The 13,339-nt window shown below is 67.8% G+C and carries 10 protein-coding genes and 2 pseudogenes; 7 read left to right on the top strand and 5 right to left on the bottom strand.

The features are described from left to right. The first annotated feature begins 27 nt into the window (after window positions 1-27). From BW730_RS16070 to BW730_RS16060, 3 genes and pseudogenes are all read left to right on the top strand, one after another. Window positions 28-474, top strand: a complete 447-nt coding sequence (locus tag BW730_RS16070) for a hypothetical protein (protein ID WP_077687154.1) — start codon at window positions 28-30, stop codon at window positions 472-474. Between the two features lie 121 nt (window positions 475-595). Next, complete coding sequence (locus BW730_RS16065; protein ID WP_226997240.1) at window positions 596-1,411, top strand: pseudouridine synthase; 816 nt, start codon at window positions 596-598, stop codon at window positions 1,409-1,411. A gap of 112 nt (window positions 1,412-1,523) precedes the next feature. Continuing rightward, a pseudogene (locus BW730_RS16060) lies at window positions 1,524-2,488 on the top strand (NAD(P)H-quinone oxidoreductase). Between the two features lie 47 nt (window positions 2,489-2,535). Here BW730_RS16060 and BW730_RS16055 read toward each other — a convergent pair. The 4 genes and pseudogenes from BW730_RS16055 to BW730_RS16040 all read right to left on the bottom strand — a co-directional run bounded on the left by BW730_RS16055 (window position 2,536) and on the right by BW730_RS16040 (window position 6,676). Continuing rightward, window positions 2,536-3,825, bottom strand: coding sequence for a nucleotide sugar dehydrogenase (locus BW730_RS16055; protein WP_077687152.1), 1,290 nt, complete (start codon window positions 3,823-3,825; stop codon window positions 2,536-2,538). A 169-nt stretch (window positions 3,826-3,994) separates the two neighbouring features. Continuing rightward, window positions 3,995-4,984: a Gfo/Idh/MocA family protein gene (locus BW730_RS16050; RefSeq protein ID WP_077687151.1), complete on the bottom strand. Its 990-nt coding sequence runs from the start codon at window positions 4,982-4,984 to the stop codon at window positions 3,995-3,997. Then, window positions 4,984-6,074 (bottom strand): annotated as a pseudogene (locus BW730_RS16045) (DegT/DnrJ/EryC1/StrS family aminotransferase). Before BW730_RS16045 ends, BW730_RS16050 begins: the two are co-directional and overlap by 1 nt. Continuing rightward, window positions 6,071-6,676 carry an acyltransferase gene (locus tag BW730_RS16040; protein ID WP_077687150.1) on the bottom strand — a complete coding sequence of 202 codons (606 nt, stop codon included), beginning with the start codon at window positions 6,674-6,676 and terminating at the stop codon, window positions 6,071-6,073. The pseudogene BW730_RS16045 and the gene BW730_RS16040 overlap by 4 nt, the downstream one beginning before the upstream one ends. Window positions 6,677-6,834: 158 nt before the next feature. Between BW730_RS16040 and BW730_RS16035 the strand changes: the two genes are divergently transcribed. The 4 genes from BW730_RS16035 to BW730_RS16020 are packed head-to-tail and all read left to right on the top strand — an operon-like array spanning window position 6,835 to window position 11,710. Next, entirely contained in the window at window positions 6,835-7,983 is a 1,149-nt protein-coding gene (locus tag BW730_RS16035) for a DegT/DnrJ/EryC1/StrS family aminotransferase (protein WP_077687149.1), read from the top strand. A 2-nt stretch (window positions 7,984-7,985) separates the two neighbouring features. Continuing rightward, complete coding sequence (locus tag BW730_RS16030) at window positions 7,986-8,576, top strand: sugar transferase (protein ID WP_077687148.1); 591 nt, start codon at window positions 7,986-7,988, stop codon at window positions 8,574-8,576. A 55-nt stretch (window positions 8,577-8,631) separates the two neighbouring features. Further along, entirely contained in the window at window positions 8,632-10,494 is a 1,863-nt protein-coding gene (locus BW730_RS16025) for a polysaccharide biosynthesis protein (protein ID WP_077687700.1), read from the top strand. 1 nt (window position 10,495) lies between these two features. Beyond that, window positions 10,496-11,710, top strand: a complete 1,215-nt coding sequence (locus BW730_RS16020) for a glycosyltransferase family 4 protein (protein WP_077687147.1) — start codon at window positions 10,496-10,498, stop codon at window positions 11,708-11,710. A 64-nt stretch (window positions 11,711-11,774) separates the two neighbouring features. On the opposite strand, the gene BW730_RS16015 is transcribed toward BW730_RS16020, so the two are convergent. Beyond that, the gene (locus tag BW730_RS16015) at window positions 11,775-13,286 is read right to left on the bottom strand and encodes a L,D-transpeptidase (RefSeq protein WP_077687699.1); all 1,512 of its coding nucleotides are present in this window, start codon (window positions 13,284-13,286) and stop codon (window positions 11,775-11,777) included. Window positions 13,287-13,339: the final 53 nt, after the last annotated feature.

Below are 13,339 nucleotides of genomic sequence, written 5' to 3'. Positions count from 1 at the left end.
CCGGACCCGGACAGGTAGGCTCAGCCCATGGCCGAGACGACCTACCTGATCCAGTCCCGCCCCCCGGTGCGGGCCTTCGTCATCGCGGCGCTGTGCGCCCTGGTCGGGGCAGGCCTGCTGGTGCTGGCCGTCTCGCAGGGCTGGCACCTCGCCGTCACGATCGTCGGGGCGATCCTGCTCGCCTGCGGGGTCCTGCTCGCCGCCGTCGCGGTCGCCGCGATGCGCAGGCTCCGTGTCTACCTCACCATGGACGAGGACGGCTACAGCCTCGTCGGCCACGGCCAGGAACACGTCGGCGACTGGCTCGACGTCAACCAGGTCACCCGCTCCGGCGAGGGAGGGCACGTGATCATCTACCACGGCCCCGAGCGGCGGACCCACCTCTACTTCTCCACCACGGATCCCGACCAGATCGACGCCGTCCTGGACGACCTCCGCGACCGCCTGAAGGCCTCGCGTCGCCGACCAGCCTGACGCCGCCCGGTAGCCTGGGCCGGTGCCACCCAAGTCTCCGCTCCCGCCGCGTCACGGCCTGCAGGCCGCGTGGGTGCGCACCCCGGACCGCGACCCCGACGTTCCGCTCCCCTGGCCGACGATGCGGGACTGGCTCGTCCACAAACTGGCGCCCTCCCCCGAGGACGTCGACGCACTGCTCGCAGAGGGTGCCTTCGTCGACGGGGACGGTCGGCCCTGGCGCGGCGACGAGATTTACCGGCCGCACACCTTCGTCTGGTTTCACCGCAGCCTGCGCGACGAGGCGGAGGTGCCGGGGGACCTGCTGGTGATCCACCGCGACGAGCGCGTAGTGATCCTCGACAAGCCCCATTTCCTGTCCACCATCCCGCGCGGCAGGCACGTAGTCCAGAGCGCCGTCGTCAAGGCAAGGCAGATGCTCGGCCTGCCGGAACTCTCGGCCGCCCATCGCCTCGACAGGGGCACCGCAGGCATCCTGCTGATGACCACCGAGAAGCGGTGGCGCGCGCCCTACCACGAACTGTTCTCGCGCCGCACCGCGCGGAAGACCTACCGGGCCATCGCCTCGTTCGACCCCGCGCTGACGTTCCCGCTGCGCGTCGAGTCGCACCTGGTCAAGCGGGTCGGGACGATGCAGGCCGACACCCTCGACGCGCCGCCCAACGCGTTCACCGACGTCGACCTGCTGGAGGTGCGTGGCGACCACGCGCTGTACGACGTGCGGCCGCTGACCGGGAAGACGCACCAGATCAGGGCGCACTTCCAGCAGTTGGGCATCCCATTGGTGGGCGATCCGCTCTACCCGCGGGTGCTCGACACGGCCATCGACGACTTCTCGACGCCGCTTCGCCTGCTGGCCTACGGCCTGGAGTTCGACGACCCGGTCGACGGGACGCCGCGATCGTTCACCTCCGGCAGGTCGCTCGACTGGCTCTGAGCCGGAACGCGCCGCCCCAGGCGGATCGCCGGGGCCACAGGACTCGAACCTGCCGTCCCTCTGCGGCTGCCCGCCCCCAGCGAGGTGCCGACCGCCACACTAGGGTGGAACCATGCGAGCAGTGATCGTCGATGAGCCAGGTGATGAGAGCGTCCTGAGGATCGGTGAGGTCGAGACCCCGACGCCCGGCGTGGGAGAGATCCTGGTGCGGACGGTGGGAAGCGGCGTCAACCGTGCCGACGTTCTGCAGCGCCAGGGGCACTACCCGCCTCCCCCGGGCGTGACCGCCACCATCGGCCTTGAGGCTTCCGGCATCGTCGCGGCGGTCGGGGAGGGCGTGACCCGCTGGCGGGTCGGCGACGAGGTCGTGGCGCTGCTCGCGGGCGGCGGATACGCCGAGTTCTTCGTCGTGAAGGAGGGTCAGGCGATCGCGCCTCCCCGGGCGTGGACCTGGTCTCGGCCGCGGGCGTCCTCGAGGTCGCCGCGACCGTGTTGTCGAACGTGCGGGTCGGCAGGCTCCGGGCGGGTCAGGTGTTCCTGGTGCACGGCGGCGCAGGCGGCATCGGCACCTTTGCGACGCAGTACGCGAAGGCCCTCGGCGCGATCGTGGCCGCCACCGCAGGCAGCGAACGCAACCTGGAGCACTGCCGCGAGTTCGGCGCCGACTTCGCCTTCGACTATCACGGCGACTGGGTCGACGCGCTGCGCGAGGCCACCGGTGGGGCGGACATGATCCTCGACATCATCGGCGCCAAATACCTCGAACTGAACGTCAAGGCCTTGAAGAAGGGCGGTCACCTCGTCGTGATCGGCCTGCAGGGCGGCATCAAGGGCACCCTCAACCTGGGGTTGTTGCTCAACAAGGGTGCGACTGTCGCGGCGACGTCGCTGCGGTTCCGCCCCGACGAGGAGAAGGCCGCGATCTGCCAGGCGGTCGAGCAAGAGATCTGGCCGATGCTGGCCGACGGCCGCATCAAGCCGTCCCCCGAGACGCGCATCCCCTTCGACGACGTGCGCGCCGCCCACCAGCAACTGGTCTCGGGGACCAACATCGGCAAGATCGTCCTGGTCCACTGACGCGAAAGCGCCCCACCCCGAACGGGGCGAGGCGCATTCCGGTCCGCTCAGCCGAGGCCGATCACCGCGATCTCCACGCCAGGGAAGTTGGCGGGGTCGAGGCTGCGGCGACCGTCGACGATTGTCGTCACCCCAGGAAGGTCCGACGCGGCCAGCGCGCGGTACTCGGCGTGATCGGTCTGCAGGATCGCCAGATCGGCCTCCTCACCGAAGTGGTACGGGGCCCAGCCGAATCGCGCGATCTCCTCGTCCGAATACATCGGATCGTTGACGGCGACCTCGGCCCCCCGCGCACGCAACTCCGCCACCACGGGGAACACGCCCGAGAAGGCGGTCTCCTTGACGCCGCCGCGGTAGGCGGCGCCCAGCACCGCGACGCGCTTGCCTGCCAGGTCGCCGACGACCCGCGCCGCCATGTCGACCGCATACGCGGGCATCCCTGCGTTAGCTCGGCGCGCCGTCTCGACGACGGTGGCGTCGGGGTCGGTCCAGAGATAGAGGCGGGGATAGATGGGGATGCAGTGTCCGCCGACGGCGATGCCCGGGCGGTGGATGTGGCTGTACGGCTGCGAGTTGGAGGCCTCGATGACCTGGTAGACGTCGATGCCGGACTTGCCCGCGAACTTCGCGAACTCGTTGGCCAACCCGATGTTCACGTCACGGTACGTCGTCTCGGCGAGCTTGGCCATCTCGGCCGCCTCCGCGGAACCCAGGTCCCACACGCCGTTTCCGCGTTGCAGGTCGGGACGCTCGTCGAAACTGAGGACTGCCTCGTAGAACGCGCGAGCCCGCTCGGCGCCCGCCTCGGAGAGCCCACCGATCAGTTTCGGGTACTTCCGCAGATCCTCGAACACGCGCCCCGTGAGGACCCGTTCCGGGGAGAAGACCAGGTGGAAGTCCTGGCCCTCGGTGAGGCCGGACCCCTCTTCGAGCATCGGCTTCCAACGGTTGCGGGTCGTGCCGACGGGCAGCGTGGTCTCGTAGCTGACGAGAGTCCCGGGCTTGAGCCCGGCTGCGATGTTGCGGGTCGCCTCGTCCATCCATCCGAAGTCGGGAACGCCCTCCTCGTTGACGAAGAGCGGCACGACCACGACGACCGCGTCCGACTCCGCGACCGCCGCGGAGGTGTCGGTGGTGGCGCGGAGTCGACCGCTCGGGACGAGCTCGCTCAGCTTCTCCTGAAGGTGGGCTTCGCCTGGGAACGGCTCCTTGGCGGCGTTGACCAGGTCAACGACCGCCTGGTTGACATCGGCCCCGATGACCTCGTGGCCGGAGTCTGCGAACTGTACGGCCAACGGCAGACCAATCTTGCCGAGAGCAACGACGGCGATCTTCACGTGTCTCCTCCTCGTGGTGCTCCATGCACCCTGTTTCAGCTTACTCAGGGGTCAGGCGGTTTCCGCGCTGCTCGCGACGGCCTCCACGACCCACATCATCTAGAACACAACAAAGAAGCGGTGTGTGCGAGTAGACACCCACACACACCGCCTCCTGTCATCGTCAGTCTCAGCTGACCCGGATGAACTCGTTGGTCTTCGCCGAGGCGATCATGGCCTCGCAGACCTCCACGACCCGTGCCCCCTGCTCGAGGGTGACGATGTCGGTCTCTTTGCCGAGCACCGCGTCGCGGAAGTTCTCGTGCTCCACGCGCAGGGGCTCCGGCTTGGCGATCGCGAACTTCGTCACGTCACCTTCGGTGACGCCCTGGAACTGGGCCAGGTCGTCCCACACGTGCAGGCTCTGCCCGTTGGCGTAGAACGTCAGGTCCGCCGTCAGGGTGTCTGCGACGAACATGCCCTTCTCGCCGGTGACGATGGTCAACCGCTCCTTGGTGGGGGTGAGCCAGTTGACGAGGTGGTTGCTCATCAGCGACCCGCTCAGGGTGCAGGTCGCCGAGACCATGTCCTCGTGCTCGCGTCCGGACTTGTACATGGTCCGTGCGCCGACCCACTCGTACTGGCGCTGCGTCACCCAAGCCGTCAGATCGATGTCGTGGCTCGCCAGGTCCTTCACGACGCCCACATCGGCGATGCGGTTGGGGAAGGGACCCTGCCTGCGGGTGGAGATCTGGTAGAGGTCGCCGAGGTCGCCGGCCTCCAGCCGCGACCGCAGGCTCTGCAGTGCGGGGTTGTAGCGCTCGATGTGGCCGACCGCTCCGATCACGCCCGCCTCGTCGAAGGCCTTGGCGAGTGCTCGGGCGGCCTCGGTCGTCTTAGCCAGCGGCTTCTCGATCAGGGCGTTGACGCCCGCAGCGGCCAGCTTGAGCCCCGCCTCCTCGTGGAACTCGGTGGGCAGCGCGACCACCGCGTAGTCGATCCCCGCCTCGATCAGGGCCTCGACGTTGGGGAGCACGTCCAAGGAGCCGGCAACGCCATGGGGATCGCCCATCGCGTCTGCCACCGCCACCAGGTCGACACCGTCGATGGCGCGCAGGTTCCGGGCGTGGTGGCGCCCCATCATGCCGAGGCCGATCAGGCCGGCGCGCAGGTTCGCCATCACGCACCAGCCTTCGCGAGGGCGTTGACGGCCGCGACGATGCGCTCCAGGTCGCCCTGGGACAGCGACGGGTGCACCGGAAGCGACAGGCACTCGAGCGCCGCCTGCTCCGTGTTTGCCAGGTGAATATCGCGCTGGAACGGCTTCAGGCGATGGTTGGGCACGGGGTAGAACATGCCGGATCCGACGTTGTACTCGTCCTTGAGCGCCTTGGCGAGGCCGTCACGGTCCTCGGAGACTCGAACCGTGTACTGGTGGTACACGTGGACGGCGCCGTCGGCGACGTGCGGGACGGTGACGCCCTCGAGGTTCGCCGACAGGAACGCGGCGTTGTCCTGACGCTGCTTGGTCCAGCCGTCGACCTTGGTCAGTTGCACCCGGCCGATGGCTGCGTGGATGTCGGTCATGCGGTTGTTCAGGCCGACGACCTCGTTGTGGTACTGCTGCAGCATGCCCTGGTTGCGGTAGAGGCGCAGGTTGCGCTCCACCTCGTTATCGGCCGCCGAAACCATGCCCCCTCACCGGAGGTCATGTTCTTGGTCGGGTAGAGCGAGAACATCGCGAAGGTGCCGAAAGCGCCGACGGGGGTGCCGTTGAGCGATGCGCCATGGGCCTGCGCCGCGTCTTCGAAGACCTTGAGGCCGTGCTTGTCAGCGACGGCCTGAAGCTCGGCCATCTTCGCGGGGTGGCCGTAGAGGTGGACGGGCATGATCGCGACGGTCTTGTCGGTGATGGCCGCCTCGACGGAGGCCGGGTCGAGCGTGAAATCATCCAGCGCGATGTCGGCGAAGACCGGCGTGGCGCCGGTCAGCGCGACAGAGTTGGCGGTCGCGGCGAACGTGAAGCTGGGGACGATGACCTCGTCGCCCGCCTTGACGCCGCTCGACAGCAGGCCCAGGTGCAGACCGGAGGTGCCGGAGTTCACGGCGACGCATGCGCGTCCGAGCCCGAAGTGCTCCGAGAATTCCGTCTCGAACGCCGCGACCTCTGGCCCCTGAGCGATCATGCCGGAACGCAGCACACGGTCGACCGCCTCCCGCTCCTCGTCACCGATGATCGGCTTGGCCGGGGGGATGAAGGTATCTGTCATTTCGCTTCCTCGATGAGTGTGAGGGTCTCTCCCTCTTGCATGAACTTGTCGCCGGTGTGGGGATCCACGTAGGTGTTGTCACCCGTCTGCTCGAGCGGGAAGCCGGATCGCCCAACCCACTTGATGCGCTTGGCCGGGACTCCCGCCACGAGCGCGAAGTCGGGGACGTCCTTCGTCACGACCGAGCCGGCCGCCACGGTGGCCCACCGACCGACGGTGACCGGGGCGACACACACGGCACGCGCTCCGATGGCGCACCCTTCGCGCAACGTCACCCCCACAGGCTCCCAGTCGTGCGCGCTCTTGCTTGTCCCGTCGGGGTTGATGGCCCGAGGAAAGGTGTCGTTGGTCAGGACGACGGCCGGCCCGATGAAGACGCCGTTCTCCAGGTAGGCCGGCTCGTAGACCAGCGCGTAGTTCTGGATCTTGCAGTTGTCACCGATGTGCACGCCCGAACCGATGTAGGCGCCACGCCCCACGATGACGTTCTCGCCGATCTCCGCGCCCCCGCGCACTTGCGCGAGATGCCAGATCGACGAACCATCTCCGATAGTGACGCCGTCGTCGAGATCTGCCGACGGGAGGATCCTTGGCTCAGCCATGTAAACAACTTTCCGTAGCGCGGTCGCCGCAAGTCTAATACTCGACTGACCGTCGCCGGGTACGGGGCGATCTTGACCTGTAGTCACAGCCCTTTAGGGTGCATCCGCCGGCACCGCGCGGCGCTGGCGGAACCGACGGCGCGTGTAGCATGCCGGATATGAACTTCCTGCCCTTCGCGCGGCCAGACATCGGCGAAGAAGAAATCACTGCGGTGACGGAGACCCTTCGAAGTGGTTGGCTGACGACAGGCCCGGTGACGGCCGCCTTCGAGAAGGAGTTCGCCGAGCGGATCGGCGGCGACGTGCACGCAGTGGCCGTCAACTCCGCCACGGCCGGGCTGCACCTCTCGTTCGAGGCCATCGGCATCACGCCGGGCGACGAGGTGCTGGTGCCGACGTGGACGTTCACGTCGACGGCGGAGGCCGTGCGCTACCTGGGCGGCGAACCCATCCTGGTCGACGTCCACCCCGACACGCTGGCGATCGACTTCGCCGACGCCGAGCGCAAGATCACCGATCGCACCGTCGCGGTCGCGCCGGTCCACTACGCCGGCCTCCCCGTCCCCAACTCCGAACTGGCCGCCTTCGCCGGGGCGCACGGATTGAAGGTCGTCGAGGACGCCGCGCACGCGTTCCCGACGTTGAACGAGGGGCTCCTGGTCGGCGCGAGCCAGAGCGAGACGACCGTCTTCTCCTTCTACGCCACCAAGACGATGACCACGGGCGAGGGCGGGATGGTCTTCACCCACGACGCAGACCTCGCCGCGCGGATGCGCACCATGCGCCTGCACGGCATCGACCGGGACGTCTTCGGCCGCTACACCTCAACCAAACCCGCCTGGCATTACGACGTGGTCGCCCCCGGGTACAAGTACAACCTGACGGACATGGCCGCGGCGATCGGCAGGGTCCAACTCCGCCGCACCGACCAGATGGTCGCCAGGCGCCGTGAGATCGCGGCCCGCTACGACGAGGCCTTCGCCGACCTGCCGCTGACGCTGCCGCCCCACGCCCCTGAGGGTTCGACCCATGCGTGGCACCTGTACTGCGTGAAGCTCGACGAGAACGCCCCGGTGAACCGGGACCGGTTCATCGAACTGATGGCAGAGAACCAGGTCGGCACCAGCGTTCACTTCATCCCGCTGCACATCCAGCCCTACTGGCGCGACACCTACCGACTGACGCCGGAACAGTTCCCGGTGGCGACGGCCGAGTTCGCGAAGGCCTGCAGCCTTCCGATCTTCTCCGCCATGACCGACGACGACGTCGATCAGGTCATCGACGCGACCCGTCGCATCCTGGGCTGAGCATGCTGAAGAGGGCTTTCGACGTTCTCGCCTCCGTGCTGGGGCTGCTCGCGCTGTCGCCTGTGTTCGTGGCCGTCTCGCTCGCCGTCTGGTTGCAGGACCGTGGGCCCGTCTTCTTCCGGCAGGAGCGGGTGGGTCGCAACGGCGAGATGTTCAAGATCCACAAGTTCCGGTCTATGCGGGTCTCGAATGCTGGCTCGCTCGTGACGAGCGCCCACGACGACCGGATCACCCCCGTCGGCCGCTTCCTGCGCGCTTCCAAGCTCGACGAGTTGCCGCAACTGATCGACGTCCTCGAAGGCACCATGTCCATCGTCGGCCCACGGCCCGAGGTCCAGCGCTATGTCGACCTATGGGAGCCGGGAGCCAGGAATGAGATCCTGAGCGTCCGCCCAGGCATCAGCGACCCGGCCGCCATCGCCTACCGCAACGAGCAGGAGGAACTCGCCGAGTCCTCCGATCCGGAACGCCACTACGTCGAGGTCATCCTTCCCCGGAAGGTCGCGATGTACCGCGAGTACGTCCGTCACCAAAGCTTCATCGGCGACCTGCGGCTGATCTTCCAGACTCTTGCCGCCGTCGTGAAAGGCTGACCATGCCACGCATGGCCGAACACGCCATCGATGTCACTGCATCAGGAGGATGACCATGCCGATTCAACAGACGCGCACGCTCGCGACCCGCATCGGGCTGGCGCTGTGGGACTCGCTGAGCTGGGTGCTGGCGGCCCTGGCGCTCGTCGTGGCCCGCTACAGCTTCACGCTGCGCAGCGCCGAGGCGATGTTCGTGCTCCAGTACGCCGTCGTCGCGATCGTGCTGCAACTGCTCGTCGGTTACCTCGTCAAGCTCTACCGCGGCCGCTACTCGGTGGCCAGCTTCGAGGAGGCGGTCCTGCTCGCCGGGGTGACCCTCGGAGTCGGCGTCGTGCTGCTGATCGGGTCGATCCTGTTCGCTCCGGTCGGCTATCCGAGGGTCGTGACCTACGCGGTGCCGCTGGCGGCGCTGGCGCTGATGGCGGCGGGTCGATCCGTGTTCAGGGCGATCAGTGCAGGGGTCCGCAGGGGGCAGGCGCAGGATCAGACCCCGGTGCTCGTCTACGGCGCAGGCAACGCCGGTCAGCAACTCGCACGGCTCCTCTCCAACGATCCCGACGCCCCGTATGAGATCGTCGGCTTCATCGACGACGACACCACCAAGCGCCACCTCCACATCTCGGGACGCAGGGTGCTCGGAGGGCGTGAGCACCTTGTCGCGGCGGCCAACGACAAGGGCGTCAACACGCTGATCGTCGCGCTCCCCACCGCATCGCGCACCCTGATGCGGGAGATCTCCGCCCTGTCCGACGAGGCAGGGCTGACGACGCTGGTGATGCCCCCGACCAAGGATCTGGTCGCCGGGCGCGTGCAACTGTCGAACCTGCACCAACTCGACGTGACCGACCTCCTGGGGCGCGCTCAGATCCAGACCAACCTGGGCGAGATCGCCGACTACCTCTCCGGCCAGGTGGTGCTCGTCACCGGCGCGGGCGGCTCCATCGGGTCCGAACTGGCCCGCCAGGTCTACCGCTTCGGGCCCAAGGAACTGGTCATGCTCGACCGGGACGAGTCCGGTCTGCACGGCACCCAGTTGACGATCTTCAACCAGGGACTGCTCGACACCCCCAACATGGTGCTCTGCGACATTCGCGACGCCGAGGCGCTCGACGCCGTGTTCGACACGCATCGCCCCACTGTCGTGTTCCACGCGGCAGCCCTCAAGCACCTCCCGATGCTCGAGCAGTACCCGCTCGAGGGTTGGAAGACCAACACGCTCGGCACCTTGAACGTGTTGCGCGCGGCGGAGAAGTACGGCGTGAAGCGCTTCGTCAACATCTCGACGGACAAGGCCGCAGATGCGACGAGCGTGCTGGGCAAGACGAAGCGGCTCGCGGAGGAACTGACCGCGTTCTTCGCCTTGAAGACCGGCGACACCTACCTGTCGGTCCGGTTCGGCAACGTCCTCGGCTCGCGAGGCTCCATGCTGCACACGTTCACCCGCCAGATCGAGGCCGGTGGCCCACTCACCGTCACACACCCGGACATCACCCGCTACTTCATGACCATCCCAGAGGCGTGCGAGCTGACGATCCAAGCGGGCGCCATCGGCAAGCCGTCTGACGTCCTGGTCCTCGACATGGGCGAACCGGTGCGCATCCTCGACGTGGCGCGGGGCCTCATCGCCCGCTCCGGCAAGGACGTCAAGATCATCTTCACCGGGCTGCGTCCTAACGAAAAGATGCACGAGGTGCTGTTCTCTGAGGACGAGGACAGGTCGCCCACCAGTCACGAACTCATCAGCAGGGTCCAGGTCCCGCCGCTCGACCCGGACCTGCTGGCAACCGTCGACGGCGCCGACCCGGAGTCGATGGCGAAGCTCACCCACCAGGACAACGCCACCGAGGCCGGCCTCCGCTCGCTTGCCGAGGCCGCCGCTGGCCTGGACGACATCACGCTCGAACGCCCGGAGGAGTGAGATGAGGATCGCCTACATCGATCACTACGCGGGATCTCCCAGCGTCGGGATGGAGTACCGTCCGCACGCGATGGCCACCGAATGGGCAAAGCTCGGGGTCGACACGACGATCATCGCCGGCACCTACAGCCACCTGCGCAAGCAGAACTTCGAGGACGCCGAGCCGGGCCGACCCTACGACGTCGACGGTGTCGAGTTCCGGTTCCTGCGCAACCGCAGGTACGAGGGCAACGGGCTCAGCAGGGTGCTGAGCATGGCCGACTTCGTCGGCGGCGGCATCCGCGCCTCCGCCTCGATGGCGAAGACGCTGAAGCCCGATGCGGTGATCGCCTCATCGACGTACCCCTTCGACACCTGGTTCGCGCAGCGGCTCGCCAAGGCGTCGGGCGCTCGGTTGGTGCACGAGATCCACGACCTGTGGCCGCTGACGCCCATCGAACTGGGCGGGCACAGCGCGAGGCATCCGCTGATGTGGTCGATGGGCGTCGCGGAGAAGTCCGCGTATCGCAACAGCGATGCGGTGGTGTCGATCCTCCCCAACACCGAGCCCCACGTGCGCTCGCTTGGCATCTCCACGCCCGTCATCCCCATCCCCAACGGGATCGACGAGGACGGCGAGCGACTCGCCGCGCCGGGGGCGCTCGTCGACCTGATCGGCGACCTGCATGCCAGGGGACGCCGCGTGATCGGTTATGCGGGCGGCCTCACGACGTCAAACGCCATGGACGACTTCGTGGCCGCGATGGCGCTGCTGCGCCACGAGCCCATCACGGCCGTGCTGATCGGTGACGGACTGCATCGCGCGGACCTGGAGTCCCAGGCGAGGTCGCTCGGCGCCGACGTGGTCTTCTTCGGCACGATACCGAAGGCTCAGGTCCACGAATCGCTGTCGCTGTGCGACGCGCTCTACATCGGGTCGAAGCGCAGCCCCCTGTACGAGTTCGGGGTGTCGGCGAACAAGATCTTCGACTACCTCCTGACCGGTGTGCCCATCGTCAACGCCTTTGCCTCGCAGCACTCCCCGCTGGTGGAGTCCGGCTGCACCATCGCGGCCGCGGCCGAGGATCCAGCGAGCATCGCTCAGGCGATCCGGACGGCGGTCGCGGTCCCCGCCGCCGAGCGCGGGCGCATCGCCGCCGCCTCGGTGGCGTGGGTTCGGGAGAAGCACTCACTGCCTCGCCTCGCCGCCGAGTTCCTGGACGTGTTGAAGGGCTGACGACCCATCAGACGGCGAGTGCCCGCACCTCGTGAGGTGCGGGCACTCGCCGTTCATGGGGTGGTCACTTGTAGACGATCACCTTGTCGCCGACCCGAGCCAGGTCGAACAGTTTGGCGACCTTCACCTTGTCGCGCACGTTCACACAGCCGTGCGAGGACCCGTTGTAGCCACGTGCCGCGAAGTCCGCGGAGTAGTGGACTGCCTGCCCTCCGGAGAAGAACAGGGCGTAGGGCATCGGCGTGTGGTACAGGCTGGAGACGTGGTTGCGGGACTTCCAGTTGACCTGGAACGAACCCTCCCGGGTCGGGGTCAGCTCCGAGCCGAAGCGCACGTCCATGGTCATCTGGATCTGGCCATTGACGACCCACGCAAGCTTGCGCTGTGTCTTGGAGATGCAGATTGCCCGCCCGGTGGTGCAGCGCTTGTCGAGCCGGAAGGTCGACTTGGGAGCGACCTTGACGGTCACGGCTCGGGTGCCCCACGATCCGGTGCCGTTGGTGCCGGGGGTGTGCCCGCCAGTGGCGGTGAACTGGAAGGTCGCGGCGCTGCCGATCGGAACGGTGATGCGGTAGCGACCGTCGGTGCCGACGGTACCGCGCTGTGAGAACGGCTTCCATGCCCCAGACGTGCGCCACCACACGACCACGGGAGCACCGGGATTGCCGGTGCCGGAGAACACATACGTCGAGCCCACGACCGCGCCGCCAGTGCCGAAGCCGACGTTGAAGCTCGGCGTCACAGGGTTGTAGGTGCGCAGGGAGACGGCGCGGGTCCCCCACGAGGCCGTGCCGTCGGTGCCCGGCTTGTGACCGCCGGTCGCGGTGAACTGGAACGATCCGGCGCTGGTGATCGGGATGGAGATCGAGTACTTGCCGGTCGAAGCGATGGTGCCACGCGTGGAGAACGCGTTCCAACCGCCGGTCGACTTCCACCACACCACGACGGGTGCGCCAGGGGTGCCGGTGCCGGAGAAGACGTAACTGGCGCCCACGACGGGGCCGGCCTTGCCGGTGTAGGCGGTGTTGAACGTCGGGGTCGCCGCGTTGTAGATCCGCACCGACACGGCGCGGGTCCCCCACGAACCGGTGCCGTCGGTGCCGGGCTGGTGGCCGCCGGTCGCGGTGAACTTGAACGATCCGGCGCTGCCCGCCCGGACGACCACCTTGTAGGTGCCGTCCGCGGCGATGGCGCTACCGGTGGCGAACTTGCGCCAGTTGGATCCGCCGTCCACGTCCCACCAGATCACCACGGGCGCTCCCGGGGTGCCGGTGCCCGAGAAGACATACGACGATCCGACGACAGGGCCGGCCTTGCCGGTCCACGCCAGATTGAACGTCGCGGCGACCTTCGGAGCGGCGACCAGCGTCGGAGTGGAACCGTTCGTCGTCAGCGGTGTGAGCGTCCGAGGCTTCACCAGGGGCTTCGTCGTCACGTTCGGGTCCGCGCTGGAGGGCGCGCTGCTGGCGGAGGGGGTCGGCTCGGTTGGAGCGATCGTGATGGGCGCCGGGGTGTTGGCCTCGGCATCGGTGTTGGCGCTGGGAGGCACGCCCTCGTCTGCATGAGCCAGGCCCATGCTTCCCATCAGAACCAAACTCAGGGCAAGTGCGCCTACCCGCGTCGTGCGCG

The organism is Tessaracoccus aquimaris (assembly GCF_001997345.1).
Lineage (GTDB): Bacteria > Actinomycetota > Actinomycetes > Propionibacteriales > Propionibacteriaceae > Arachnia > Arachnia aquimaris.
The sequence above is the reverse complement of the archived record's forward strand: the minus strand, read 5'-3'. Positions and strand labels throughout refer to the sequence as shown.

Coding starts and splice junctions, on each gene's coding strand:
- BW730_RS16030 (WP_077687148.1), top strand. CDS start 7,986: ATGCTGAAGAGGGCTTTCGACGTTCTCGCCTCCGTGCTGGGGCTGCTC.
- BW730_RS16035 (WP_077687149.1), top strand. CDS start 6,835: ATGAACTTCCTGCCCTTCGCGCGGCCAGACATCGGCGAAGAAGAAATC.
- BW730_RS16025 (WP_077687700.1), top strand. CDS start 8,632: ATGCCGATTCAACAGACGCGCACGCTCGCGACCCGCATCGGGCTGGCG.
- BW730_RS16050 (WP_077687151.1), bottom strand. CDS start 4,984: ATGGCGAACCTGCGCGCCGGCCTGATCGGCCTCGGCATGATGGGGCGC.
- BW730_RS16020 (WP_077687147.1), top strand. CDS start 10,496: ATGAGGATCGCCTACATCGATCACTACGCGGGATCTCCCAGCGTCGGG.
- BW730_RS16040 (WP_077687150.1), bottom strand. CDS start 6,676: ATGGCTGAGCCAAGGATCCTCCCGTCGGCAGATCTCGACGACGGCGTC.
- BW730_RS16070 (WP_077687154.1), top strand. CDS start 28: ATGGCCGAGACGACCTACCTGATCCAGTCCCGCCCCCCGGTGCGGGCC.
- BW730_RS16065 (WP_226997240.1), top strand. CDS start 596: ATGCGGGACTGGCTCGTCCACAAACTGGCGCCCTCCCCCGAGGACGTC.
- BW730_RS16015 (WP_077687699.1), bottom strand. CDS start 13,286: ATGGGCCTGGCTCATGCAGACGAGGGCGTGCCTCCCAGCGCCAACACC.